Origin of the sequence: Acinetobacter sp. A47 (genome assembly GCF_000805455.1) — a bacterium.
In the GTDB taxonomy this organism is placed as follows: domain Bacteria; phylum Pseudomonadota; class Gammaproteobacteria; order Pseudomonadales; family Moraxellaceae; genus Acinetobacter.
In genome coordinates this window covers 75,879-87,895 of record NZ_JSUS01000009.1, presented here as the reverse complement: position 1 = coordinate 87,895, position 12,017 = coordinate 75,879, and the positions used below count along the sequence as shown (strand labels likewise).

Sequence of the window (12,017 nt, the reverse complement as noted above, 5' to 3'; positions counted from 1 at the left end):
AACTTTAGTCGAAATTAGAATAAATAAATAAGATTTTAATTATTTTGTCATATAAAGTTAATGTGTAGGATTTGTTACAAATTTAACCAGGATGTAAACAATGAAAATCAAAATTGTAACAGCAGCAGTGCTCAGTTTACTTGCAACCACAACATTTGCAGTCCCGACCTTCTATGGTGAAATTGATGCCAGTGTTGACTATTTACCAGAAAAAAATGCAACCAAAGCCAATAAGGATGTTTGGGAAATTAGTTCAAACAGTTCATTCCTCGGCCTGAAAGGTGAGGAAAAGCTGACGGATCGTTTAAGCGCGGTCTATGCAATTGAATGGGGCTTTAGTGCGGACGGTGACAGCAGTGACTGGACCCAGCGTAACCGTTTTGTAGGTTTAAAAGATGCGCAGCTGGGGACATTAAAAATTGGTAAGCATGATACCCCTGTCAAACAATTATCCAGTGTGGTTGATACCTTCAACAACTATGTGGCGAACAAGGCCGATATCGGTGGTATTTTCACGGGTGAAAACCGTATTGATAATGCCTTGGTGTATGAATCTCCTGCTGTTCAGTTACTCGATGGTGCTTTCAAGTTTAATGCTTTACTTGCAACGGGTGAGTCTTCTGGAATCAAGACCAGCAGCGGCGGTGCAAAAGTTGCAGGCCGTGGTTTAGGGGATGCATGGTCTGCTTCATTAACCTATGAGAATCCATTGGTTGTGGTGGGTATCGGTTATGATAAAGCGATTCCAAGTAACTTTTTAGGTCGTGGTTTCCTAAATGCTGCTGAGCCTGCCATTGCTGGCGGAAGCCTGTTTGCAGCAGCCAATACGGTTCGTGCAATCGGAAAGGTAACACCGGTTGAAGGCTTGGCATTAAAGGCTTTATATCAAACATCAGAAGTTGAAAAAACTGAGAATGCAACCTATTCAACTTCGGCAGATGATTTAGCTAAATATGCAAAATGGCGTACAGATAGCCAGAATATTGACGATGCTCAAGGCTGGTTAGTGGGCGCTGAATATAATCTTCCACAAGCCAAAAACTGGACAGTCAAAGGTCAGTACAGCCAGAATGACACCAGTTTTAAAAACAACACAGCTGATTTTAAAGCAAAACAGGCCATTGCCGGGGCAGACTATGCTTTCAACAAACAGGTCAAGACCTATGGTTATGCCGGTTATTTAACCCTTGAGCAAGCCAGCAAGAAAGATAAGCAACCCGTGGCCGGTTTAGGTCTGGAGTTTAAATTCTAAGCTTTTTTGCTTGAATGTACGCCCTTTAGGTTAACAACTTAAAGGGCGTTTTTATTTTTATCTGATCTCCTGAGCGTGCTTCAGTACGCAGCAGCCATCACAATAAATTGATAGCATATATATCCAAATCACATTAAACTGTTTTTATAAAACAAGATGTTATTTAAGCTTTATTAAAATTATCATGCAACCGGCTAGCTTCATGCCTGCTCTGATATTGTTTAAGTCATTTTTAAGTTTTTATTCTTATCTTTATAACCCTAAGAAATTATTTTTAGAACACGATGCCTATGTTGCTGCAAAGACTCAAAACAAAGCCAATTTCCTTACTGACCTTTAATGTATTACTTGCAATCTGGTTAGGTGTTTTCCTGAATTTGGCGTTTTATCAGAAGATGCTAGCTTTAACACCGTATACCGGTATTAAGGCCGGGCTTTTCGTCGCCGCTTCTGTTGGTGTTGTGACTGCCTTGTATGCCTTTGTTTTTCAGCTATTGAGCTGGAAATGGAGCGCAAAAATTCTGGCAGTTGTTCTGGTCTTTATTGGTGGTTTTGCATCCTATGCCGTCAATACTTTAGGTGTCTGGATTACCTCGGACCAGATCCAGAACCTGATGCAGACCAACTTTGCTGAAGCTAGGGATACCTGGTCCTGGCGCTTGCTGGTCTGGATGCTGGGGATGGTACTGCTGCCGATTGTGATGATTTTGCTGACCAGAATCAAACCTGAGCCCATCATTCGGCAACTGTTTAAAAAGTTGATTGCTTCTGTTGTTTCTCTGGCGTTGGTTGGCGGATTATTATTTGTGTTCTATGTCGATTTTGCTGCCATTTTCCGTGAGAACCGTGATATCAAGGGCATGATTTCACCACAAAATATGATTGCCTCGACGCTTTCATATTATAAAAAGAAAGCTCCAAAACAGAATTTGCCCTTAGTCCGTTATGGTGAAGATGCACAGCGAAGCCAGGGTGCAAAGGGGTTGCCTAAACTGATGGTTCTGGTGGTGGGTGAAACTGCACGTGCCGAAAATTTTTCTTTAAATGGTTATGCCAAAGAAACCAATCCCAGACTGGCCAAACAGGATATTATCAATTTCTCCCAAGTCAGTTCATGCGGTACGGCAACTGCTGTATCAGTACCATGCATGTTTTCGGGCATGAAGCGGGAAGATTATGATGAGCAGCTGGCAAGTCATCGTGAAGGATTGCTCGATATTGCCAAACGTGCCGGATATCAGGTGACCTGGATTGACAATAATTCGGGATGTAAAGGCACATGTGATCGGGTTGAGCAGTTTAAAATCCCTGAGCCGATTCAGCAAAAATGGTGTAAAGGTGATGAATGTCTGGATGATATTCTGCTTGATGGCCTGAAAGCCTATCTGGCAACGATTCCGAAAGAGGATACCCGTCCGCGCTTGATCGTACTGCATCAGATGGGCAGCCATGGTCCAGCCTATTATAAGCGCATACCTGCGCAGTTCCGTGTCTTTCAACCGACATGTGATACCAATGCAATTCAGGGCTGTAGTCAGGAAGCCCTGATCAACAGTTATGACAATACCTTGCTCTATACCGATTATATTTTAGATGCATTGATTGAAACCTTGAAAAATACTCCGCAATATCAAACCGGATTGTGGTATTTATCGGATCATGGCGAGTCGACTGGTGAAAGTGGCATGTATCTGCATGGCGCACCTTATGCCATAGCACCCACCCAGCAGACCCATGTGCCGATGCTGATGTGGTTCTCAGGTGCATGGCAACAACAGGCCAGCAAACAGATGAAATGTCTGGCACAACAAAGCAAGGCCAAACTCAGTCAGGATAACCTGTTCCCAACCCTGTTAAGTTTGCTGGATGTAAAAACCAAAGTAATGAATGCTAAAGATGACATGTTAGAAACATGTGCTAACCCATAAGGTGAAATGAAATCATGACCAAGATCTTGATGATAGAAGATGATTTTATGATTGCAGAGTCAACATTGACCTTACTGCGATATCATCAGTTTGATGTGGAATGGGTCAATAACGGGGTGGATGGGCTGGCTTTGCTTACCAAGCAATCTTTTGATCTGGTACTTCTGGATCTGGGCCTGCCACTCATGGACGGCATGCAGATCCTGAAACAGATTCGTCAGCGCAGCTCATTGCCGGTTCTGATTATTTCTGCCAGAGACCAGCTACAAAACCGGGTTGACGGATTAAACCAGGGGGCCGATGATTACCTGATCAAACCTTATGAGTTTGATGAGCTGCTGGCGCGGATTAATGCTTTATTACGCCGTGGCAATGTTGAAGCCTCACCACTGAAAAACCAGTCACAGCTATTGAAATGCGGTGAGTTAACACTGGATGTAGAACAGCATCTGGCCACATTCAAAGGGCAGCAAATCGAGTTGTCTAACCGAGAATGGGCAATTCTGATTCCGATGGTGTCTCATCCCAATAAAATTTTCTCCAAGGCCAACCTGGAAGATAAACTGTACGATTTCGATAGCGAAGTCACCAGTAATACGATTGAAGTGTATGTACATCACTTGCGCGCCAAGCTGGGCAAAGACTTTATCCGAACCATTCGCGGTTTAGGCTACCGTTTGGGACAAACTTGATTTATGCACCCGGCACGACATTATTCACTGAAGAAAAGACTCATCTGGGGAACCTCGCTATTTAGTGTGGTATTGGGCTGTTTCCTGATCTTGGCTGCATATAAGATTTCGCTGCATGAAGTTGACGAAATTCTGGATACGCAAATGCAGTATATGGCTGAGCGTTCCACGACCCAGCCTTTAACGCCAATTGCCAGTCGTGTTGAATTGCACCGGACCTACCATGAAGAAGATTTGCTGATCGATATCTGGGCTTATAAAGACCAGTCGCATTTATGGCATCAGACCCATTTACTGGTACCGCCAGTGAAGCAGGCCGGTTTTTATACCCAGAATACGCCGCAAGGAAAGTGGCGGGTATATGTGATTCCATTGAAGGATTACCAGATTCAGGTCAGCCAGCAAGAAAAGGTCCGTCATGCGTTTGCCTGGGAACTGGCCGGTAGCATGTTTATCCCGTATATCCTGCTCTTGCCGGTTGCGATTATTGTGCTGGCGTTCATCATCAGCCTCAGTCTTAAACCTCTGGATGATTTTAAGGAAGAACTGACCCAGCGCGATTCTGACGGTTTATCACCGATCAATATCAAAGACTATCCTCAAGAACTCTTGCCTACCATTGAGGAAATGAACCGGCTGTTTGAACGGATTCAGCATGCCCAGACCGAACAGAAACAGTTTATTGCCGATGCTGCCCATGAATTAAGGACGCCTGTTACTGCCTTGAATTTGCAAACCAGAATTTTGATCAGCCAGTTTCCGGAACATGAGGCCTTGCAAAACCTGAGCAAAGGACTGGCCCGGATTCAGCATCTGGTGACTCAATTGCTGGCACTGGCCAAGCAGGATGTAGCGCTGAGCCTGATTGAACCGAATAGCAGTTTTCGCCTTAATGATGTAGCCCTTAACTGTGTGGAACAGCTTGTCAATCTGGCTATGCAAAAAGAAATTGATCTGGGTTTTGAACGTAATGATCCGATCGAGATGCTGAGTCTGGAGTCTACCGTTCATTCCATTATTTTTAACCTGATTGACAATGCCATCAAGTACACGCCAGCACAAGGAATTATCAATATCTCGGTCTATAGTGATGCCGATGATTTTGCCTATATCCAGATTGAGGATAGCGGCGCCGGGATTGATCCTGAACAATATGACAAGGTGTTAAAGCGCTTTTATCGTGTCCATCATCATTTAGAAGTGGGTAGTGGGCTGGGGCTGTCTATTGTCGATAAGGCAACTCAGCGTTTAGGTGGCATCCTTACCTTGTCAAGAAGTCTCGAGCTGGGAGGCTTGTCGGTGCTGGTCAAGTTACCGAAAAAACTTCCCCATCATGAAGACAAAGTAGAGTTGTAATATGCAGCTGGCTGTCTTACACCGGGGAGATTGCCTCTGTCTGCGCGCGTAGATAGCGCAGGAAAAGCACGCACTTCTGGATACGTTTACCGTCATTGCCAACTTTACTGACTTTAAAGCGTAGTACCCAGTTTAAGCGCTTACCTACTTTGCAGATGTCTTTATAGACTTGCGGTTCGGCCAGTAAAGCCTGATACAGCTGCTGGCTGGCCTGTTCAAGCTGTTCAAACTCAAAATGATAGGCTGTTGAAAAAATAAATAATAACCAGTCACGGACAAAGCAGTCATGCAGGCTGAGTACATCTTTTGGATCGGTTTCAAAATCAATAAAGGTAAACTGGTTGTTTTGATCGACCAGAATATTGCGGGCAAAGGCTTCGCTCAGGTAGCCCTGTTGTTGATGAATATGGCTAATGGCTTGAATTGCCTGCCCGAATAATGCAAATCTTGCTTCTGGATTGTTTTTTATGCCACCCAGCTTCTGATCGAGTTGCTTTACCTTGCTTTGGCGCTGTGAGCCGACATCTTCTAATAAAATCCCTTTGTTGGAAACAGCCAGAACATTGGGGGTAGAGATACCTAGAGCCTTAAGCTGCTGAATACGCTTGAACTCACACTGGATTGCCTTGGAGCCACCTTGGTTAGGTACAGGGGTGATGGCCCCCAGATTAAAGATTTTGGCCAGCCATTTCAGTGGCGTGTATAGCCATAGTCCATGACGTTCAGAGGCCTTTTTTAACCATACTTTACGTAAGCCTAATTCATAAGATTGAATCGAGTCTTTTTGGGTATTTAAAGTAGATTCTAAAAAAATTTGAAAGTCAGACATACGACAGCAAAAACATCCTAATATGAGCAGAAATCAGTGCCCGCTCTATGGGCACTGCCGTTCACTTTATCACATCAGGTGCGCATAAAGGTACTGAATTGCGGTTTGCATGGTTTTGATGATACTTATAAGTGAATGTATAACATACTAAATTAATCGCCATACAGACCCATGCTGTCCAAAGATTATGGCTGAGGAAATGCGCACCACGCATCATTTGTGCCCAGCCCATAGCGAATCCAATCAGCATTCCAGCAAAAAGATAGAACCATGCTCTGCGTTTTTGATCGAGGCGATAGACAAAATAACCGGTGATCAGGGCAAAGCCTGTACTGGCATGTCCACCAGGGAAACAATGACCAGCCGTGGCCGAAAAGTCCCAAGTGAAACCTGTTGCGGTTTCATGGGTCATATACCATGGACAGGCTTGGGCAGAATGCGCTTTAAGTAATCCGACCAGACAGGTACACAGCATACTGACCCAGAACATATAGCCATATTCCCAGCGTTTCGGTTTTAGTTTTTCAACCTTAAAAGACGCAGCCCATAAAAAGAAGAAAATGACATAGACTGCTGTTAAGAGTTGTTTCACATAAGTATGGTTAAGCTTGTCGAGAAACCAGTCATTCTTATAGGGGAATGTTCCCTGGGCACTGACCCAGGGCTGTATGAGATAGAGATCAATGGAACCACCGACCGGAAATACAAAAACTAAAATAAAAAAACTGATAAAAAGTAAAAAGCTGGTCCATAAGAAAAAAGGGGTTCTTAAAATCATGGAACATTCTGTTAAGGTGAGATAGTCATCTCACTATTTAAATGCTGAAAGCTTAATCTGCTCTTAAATTGCTATAAAAATCTGGAGAGAAATCATCAACCGGAGGCTAGTGTTTTATCGCAGGGTCAATGGCAAGCTCGGACTAGACTGTGATCCGCTTATATTTTAAGGTCGGTCTTTCAAAAATAAAGCAGCACGAGGGCTGCTTTATTTTTGATGGTCAGATTACGCCATTAATGCAGGATCTTATCAAGAAACTGCTGTGCACGTTCGCCCCGTGGCGTACCAAAGAATTCATCCTTGGAGCAGTCTTCCACAATTTTGCCCTGATCCATAAAGATAATCCGGTTAGCCACCTGACGGGCAAAGCCCATTTCATGGGTCACACACATCATGGTCATGCCTTCTTTGGCCAGTCCAACCATGACATCCAGTACTTCAGTGATCATTTCCGGGTCTAGGGCAGAGGTGGGTTCGTCAAACAGCATGGCAATTGGGTCCATACTCAGGGCACGGGCAATCGCCACCCGTTGCTGTTGCCCCCCTGAAAGCTGGGCCGGGTATTTATTGGCATGGGCGCTGAGTCCAACCCGGTCCAGATAGGCCAGTCCTTTCTTGCGGGCTTCAGCTTCTGAGCGACCCAGAACCTTGATCTGGGCAATGGTCAGGTTTTCAGTAATGCTAAGATGAGGAAACAGTTCAAAGTGCTGGAAGACCATACCAACCCGGCTACGTAGCTGGGTCAGGTCGGTTTTGCGATCATGTACCGGTACACCATCGACAAAAATTTTCCCTTGCTGAAACGGCTCCAGCCCGTTTACGGTTTTAATCAGTGTGGATTTGCCTGAACCGGATGGGCCACAGACCACCACCACCTCTCCCTGGCGAATCTGGGTGCTACAATCGGTCAGAACCTGAAACTGCTCATACCATTTACTGACATTCTGGAGGTCGATCATTACCTTATTGTCACTCATACACGTAACCTCCTTTGTAAACGTTTAACCGCGAATGTTGCGAGGGCGCTGATGCTAAAGTACACGAGTCCTGCAAATAGAATATATTGGGTCAGCAGGGACATTAAATCTCCACGGACATAATTGGTCCTGAAAAAATCAAGCAAGCCAATGGCATACACCATGGTTGAGTCCTGAAACAAAATAATGGTCTGCTGGAGTAACAACGGCGTCATTTTCCTGAATGCCTGTGGCAGGATAATCAGGCGCATTGACTGGCCATAACTCATGCCCAGTGCGTAGGCTGCGGCTGCTTGCCCCTTGGGAATGGACTGGATACCGGCACGGACAATTTCTGAAAAGTAAGCGGCTTCAAACAGCATGAATGCCACGATACTGGACACCAGTGCGGTATCAATGGTCAGATACTGACCGGTTACTGCGGTATAGATAAAGGGCACGGCAAAATAGAACCACATCAGCACCAGTAACAGCGGAATGGAGCGGAACAGGTTGACATAAGCCTGTGCAATCACATTCAGGAGCCTGCTCGATGACAGGCGCATCAGGGCAAGCAGGGTGCCAATGGCAATACCGCCAATGGTGGCAATCACCACGACTTTTAAGGTAATGCTGAAACCGTGCCAGAGGGCAGGCCCGGATTGTTGCAGGTCATGGAGAAAAGAGCTTAACCATTCCATGCTATTTTCCTCCTGATATTAAACCAGGAATGCGCAGGCGCTTTTCCAGCAGGTTCATGGCCAAAATAAGACAGACATTAATTACGATAAAAATGATCGTGACGTAACTGTAGATTTCGATAGTGTTCTGGGTATATTCGCTGATGGTTTTCATCTGGGTAATAATTTCGGCAACCCCCACCAGTGAGGCAACCGAAGTATTTTTGACACAGTTGGTCAGTTCTGAACTCAACGGCGGTAAAATGGTCCGGAACGATTGTGGCAAAATGATATAGCGATAGAGCTGTGCCGTAGAAAAGCCCATGGCATAGCCGGCATTAATTTGCCCTTTGGGTAAGGCTTCGATACCTGTTCTGACCTGTTCACAGACCCGTGCTGCGGTAAAAAGCCCCAAACCGATACTGGCGGATATAAGTGCGGTGGTATTGGCTCCCAGATCATTCATCCACCAGTTTTTAATCGGTGCCGGCAGAAAGTTGGGTACCACATAAAACCAGATAAACAACTGTACCAGCAAGGGGATATTCCTGAACACGGTGACATAGGCCGTACCGATGGCTCTGGCGGTTTGATTGGGGAGTGTGCGCATGATTCCGAGCATGCTGCCCAGCAGCATGGCAATACTCCATGCCACCACAGCAATCACAACCAGCCAGCCCAGACCTGTAATGATCCAGTTGAGATAGGTGCTATCTCCAATACCTGTCGATTGCCACAAGACTCCCCAGTTCCAGCTATAATTCATAAGAACTCCTGAGCAGGACCGGCAAAACAGCAACTGTTTCCCGATCCCGCAATACTATTCTGGTGATAAGGGAGGAGCGTTACTGATCCCGATCATGCGGTTGGCTGATCAGGGCCTTGAGTTGATCCGTCATGGCAAAGTTCAAGTTAATGTTCTTTGGTGGAATCGGTTGCTGGAACCATTTCTGGTACATGGTGTTGATTTCACCGGACGCATAGGTGGCTTTAATGGCATCATCAACGACCTGTTTAAAGCCTGTATCCCCTTTACGCAGCATACAGCCATAGATTTCATGGATAGGCGCAGTGCCGACGATTTCCCATTGATCCGGATCTTTGGCCTTGGATTTTTCACCTGCCAGTAAAATATCATCCATCATAAATGCCACAGCACGGCCATTTTGTAGCATCAGGAATGATTCGGCATGGTCCTTGGCAGAAATGATTTCGCCAATCCCGAGTTCCTGCTGGTGCTGGCGGATATAACGTTCCGAGGTCGTACCCGCGGTAGTCACCAGTTTTTTGCCTTTTAAATCTGAAAAGTCCTTGATCCCGGAATTTTTTGCTGTCAGTAGTCTTGAACCGACTTCAAAGAAACCGACAGAGAAATCCACCTGTTGCTGGCGTTCCTTGTTATTGGTAGTCGAGCCACATTCGAGGTCTACCGTACCGTTGGAGACCAGTGGAATACGGTTCTGGCTGGTCACCAGGTTATAGCGGATTTTCAGGTCTGGCAGATTGAGCTTTTTCTTGACTGCATCCACCACCTTGAGTTGCAGGTCATGTGCATAACCGACAGGCTGGTTTGGATTGGATGCAATATAAGAAAAAGGAATGGACGAATCACGATAACCGAGCACAATCGTACCAGAGCTTTTGATCTTGTTTAATGTTCCTGAAGCGGAGGCATCACCTGCGCTTGCCTGATCACCTGTAACCGGTGCCTTGTTATCACTACAGGCACTGAGCCCAAACATGAGTGCACCGGTACAAAGTAGCGAGGCCATGCTGCGTTTATATGTCATCTACAAAACTCCTTTTGTATCGTTATGATCGCATTCGTAATTGTTGCGGTTTAACCGTTGATTGTTATGAACATAATGTGTGTTTTTTTAGACATAAAAAATACATTATTTTTCATCTTAATCAACTTGTATACGATTGCTCAAGCGATATTGTTTACCGTTTTGTTAATGGTAACTGTTGATGAATTAAGCAATTTTTAAATTAATATAGCCCGATAAAAATGCAGGATAGATAAAGCATAATGCATGCCATCTATGCACTGGAATTTGACTGTTTGATATAGGAAAAGCAGGGCTTTCATTACCCTGTAAAAGCCGACAACGGTACGGTTGTTGCGGAAAAAGGACACCATTGCATGGATACAGGCGAGATTTTGAGCAGATAAAAAAAAGCGGCCCGGTCAGCCGCTTTGAAATGTGTGCTTCACTAGAACATGGATTCTTCAGAGTTTGCTGAAATTTTATGGATGGACAGGTCTGCACCACGGTATTCGTCTTCCTGAGAAAGACGTAGTCCAAGTGTGGCTTTTAACAGGCCATAAACAAGAAAGCCGCCAGCCAGTGCAACAATAATCCCCAGACCCGTGCCAATGATTTGTGAAATAAGGGAAACACCACCCAGGCCTCCTAGCTCCTGCTGTCCAAAGATGCCGGCCGCAATTCCCCCAAAGGCACCACATACGCCGTGCAAGGGCCAGACCCCCAGTACATCATCGACTTTCAGCTTGTTTTGGGTATAGGTAAACAGGTAAACAAAGAGTGCACCGGCAGTCCCGCCGATGACCAATGCACCAATAGGGTGCACAATATCGGAACCTGCACAAATTGCGACCAGTCCGGCCAACGGGCCATTGTGTAAGAAACCCGGGTCATTTTTCCCCATAAAGTTGGCAGCAAGTGTGCCGCCGACCATGGCCATGAGTGAATTGATCGCCACCAGTCCTGAAATGGCTTCAACCCGTTGAGCGCTCATCACGTTAAAGCCAAACCAGCCCACGATCAGAATCCAAGAGCCGAGAGCCAGGAACGGAATTGATGACGGGGGATGGGCACTGACACGACCATCATTTTTATAACGTCCATGACGTGCACCGAGGAGCATCACTGCAGCAAGTGCAATCCAGCCGCCCATGGCATGCACCACAACCGAACCGGCAAAATCATGAAAACTGGCACCAAATGTATTTTCGAGCCACTTTTGCAAGCCATAGTTGCCATTCCAGATCATGCCTTCAAAAAACGGATAGATCAGCGCCACCAACAGCAGGGTCGCAATCGCTTGCGAACGCATCTTGGCACGTTCGGCAATGCCGCCTGAAATAATGGCTGGAATAGCCGCAGCAAAGGTCAGCAGGAAGAAACAGCGCATCAGGTTATAACCATGGTCTGAGGCTAAGGTGCTCCCTGCATGGAAAAAATTCTGACCATAGGCAATCCAGTAGCCGACAAAGAAGTAGGCAATGGCTGAAATGGCAAAATCAGTCAGGATTTTACTCAAGGCATTGACCTGATTTTTATGGCGTACCGTACCCAGTTCCAAAAAGGCAAAGCCTGCATGCATTGCCAATACCAGTACTGCACCGAGCAGTAAGAAAAATAGATCTACATTTTGCATAGTGGTGCTCAAAAAAAGTGCTAAATCTGGTTGTGATGCATAGCTTTGATTCATATGCTGCACCAAAACAGAAGTAATCCAACCAGAAATTCAAGCGATGTGGATACATCTCAACTTAGTCAAATAAATAATGCAAAAAGT

Annotated in this window: 11 protein-coding genes; 4 read left to right on the top strand and 7 right to left on the bottom strand. The window is 45.5% G+C overall.

Going from position 1 to position 12,017, the window contains the following annotated elements; all coding sequences use genetic code 11:
• The first annotated feature begins 100 nt into the window (after window positions 1-100).
• The 4 genes from OC23_RS03285 to OC23_RS03270 all read left to right on the top strand — a co-directional run bounded on the left by OC23_RS03285 (window position 101) and on the right by OC23_RS03270 (window position 5,228).
• Entirely contained in the window at window positions 101-1,252 is a 1,152-nt protein-coding gene (locus OC23_RS03285; RefSeq protein WP_038342790.1) for a porin, read from the top strand.
• 290 nt (window positions 1,253-1,542) lie between these two features.
• Window positions 1,543-3,180 carry a phosphoethanolamine transferase gene (locus OC23_RS03280; protein WP_038342789.1) on the top strand — a complete coding sequence of 546 codons (1,638 nt, stop codon included), beginning with the start codon at window positions 1,543-1,545 and terminating at the stop codon, window positions 3,178-3,180.
• Window positions 3,181-3,194: 14 nt separating this feature from the next.
• Window positions 3,195-3,872, top strand: a complete 678-nt coding sequence (locus tag OC23_RS03275; protein WP_038342788.1) for a DNA-binding response regulator PmrA — start codon at window positions 3,195-3,197, stop codon at window positions 3,870-3,872.
• Between the two features lie 3 nt (window positions 3,873-3,875).
• Complete coding sequence (locus tag OC23_RS03270) at window positions 3,876-5,228, top strand: ATP-binding protein (RefSeq protein ID WP_038342786.1); 1,353 nt, start codon at window positions 3,876-3,878, stop codon at window positions 5,226-5,228.
• 16 nt (window positions 5,229-5,244) lie between these two features.
• Here the strand turns inward: OC23_RS03270 and OC23_RS03265 are convergent, their stop codons facing one another.
• The 7 genes from OC23_RS03265 to OC23_RS03235 all read right to left on the bottom strand — a co-directional run bounded on the left by OC23_RS03265 (window position 5,245) and on the right by OC23_RS03235 (window position 11,876).
• The gene (locus OC23_RS03265; protein WP_038342785.1) at window positions 5,245-6,057 is read right to left on the bottom strand and encodes a serine/threonine protein kinase; all 813 of its coding nucleotides are present in this window, start codon (window positions 6,055-6,057) and stop codon (window positions 5,245-5,247) included.
• A 61-nt stretch (window positions 6,058-6,118) separates the two neighbouring features.
• Entirely contained in the window at window positions 6,119-6,835 is a 717-nt protein-coding gene (locus OC23_RS03260; protein WP_038342783.1) for a phosphatase PAP2 family protein, read from the bottom strand.
• A gap of 233 nt (window positions 6,836-7,068) precedes the next feature.
• Entirely contained in the window at window positions 7,069-7,794 is a 726-nt protein-coding gene (locus OC23_RS03255; RefSeq protein ID WP_171194745.1) for an amino acid ABC transporter ATP-binding protein, read from the bottom strand.
• Window positions 7,795-7,808: 14 nt separating this feature from the next.
• Window positions 7,809-8,492 carry an ABC transporter permease subunit gene (locus tag OC23_RS03250; RefSeq protein WP_038342778.1) on the bottom strand — a complete coding sequence of 228 codons (684 nt, stop codon included), beginning with the start codon at window positions 8,490-8,492 and terminating at the stop codon, window positions 7,809-7,811.
• Window position 8,493: 1 nt separating this feature from the next.
• On the bottom strand, window positions 8,494-9,237 hold the full coding sequence (locus OC23_RS03245) for an amino acid ABC transporter permease (RefSeq protein ID WP_038342776.1): 744 nt from the start codon (window positions 9,235-9,237) through the stop codon (window positions 8,494-8,496).
• Between the two features lie 79 nt (window positions 9,238-9,316).
• Window positions 9,317-10,261 carry a transporter substrate-binding domain-containing protein gene (locus OC23_RS03240; RefSeq protein ID WP_038342774.1) on the bottom strand — a complete coding sequence of 315 codons (945 nt, stop codon included), beginning with the start codon at window positions 10,259-10,261 and terminating at the stop codon, window positions 9,317-9,319.
• 427 nt (window positions 10,262-10,688) lie between these two features.
• Window positions 10,689-11,876: an ammonium transporter gene (locus tag OC23_RS03235; RefSeq protein WP_038342920.1), complete on the bottom strand. Its 1,188-nt coding sequence runs from the start codon at window positions 11,874-11,876 to the stop codon at window positions 10,689-10,691.
• Window positions 11,877-12,017 lie beyond the last annotated feature (141 nt).

Excerpts from the sequence above, each read along its gene's own strand:
- OC23_RS03270 (WP_038342786.1), top strand. The coding sequence starts at position 3,876 with ATGCACCCGGCACGACATTATTCACTGAAGAAAAGACTCATCTGGGGA.
- OC23_RS03240 (WP_038342774.1), bottom strand. The coding sequence starts at position 10,261 with ATGACATATAAACGCAGCATGGCCTCGCTACTTTGTACCGGTGCACTC.
- OC23_RS03235 (WP_038342920.1), bottom strand. The coding sequence starts at position 11,876 with ATGCAAAATGTAGATCTATTTTTCTTACTGCTCGGTGCAGTACTGGTA.
- OC23_RS03265 (WP_038342785.1), bottom strand. The coding sequence starts at position 6,057 with ATGTCTGACTTTCAAATTTTTTTAGAATCTACTTTAAATACCCAAAAA.
- OC23_RS03285 (WP_038342790.1), top strand. The coding sequence starts at position 101 with ATGAAAATCAAAATTGTAACAGCAGCAGTGCTCAGTTTACTTGCAACC.
- OC23_RS03275 (WP_038342788.1), top strand. The coding sequence starts at position 3,195 with ATGACCAAGATCTTGATGATAGAAGATGATTTTATGATTGCAGAGTCA.
- OC23_RS03280 (WP_038342789.1), top strand. The coding sequence starts at position 1,543 with ATGTTGCTGCAAAGACTCAAAACAAAGCCAATTTCCTTACTGACCTTT.
- OC23_RS03250 (WP_038342778.1), bottom strand. The coding sequence starts at position 8,492 with ATGGAATGGTTAAGCTCTTTTCTCCATGACCTGCAACAATCCGGGCCT.
- OC23_RS03255 (WP_171194745.1), bottom strand. The coding sequence starts at position 7,794 with ATGATCGACCTCCAGAATGTCAGTAAATGGTATGAGCAGTTTCAGGTT.
- OC23_RS03245 (WP_038342776.1), bottom strand. The coding sequence starts at position 9,237 with ATGAATTATAGCTGGAACTGGGGAGTCTTGTGGCAATCGACAGGTATT.
- OC23_RS03260 (WP_038342783.1), bottom strand. The coding sequence starts at position 6,835 with ATGATTTTAAGAACCCCTTTTTTCTTATGGACCAGCTTTTTACTTTTT.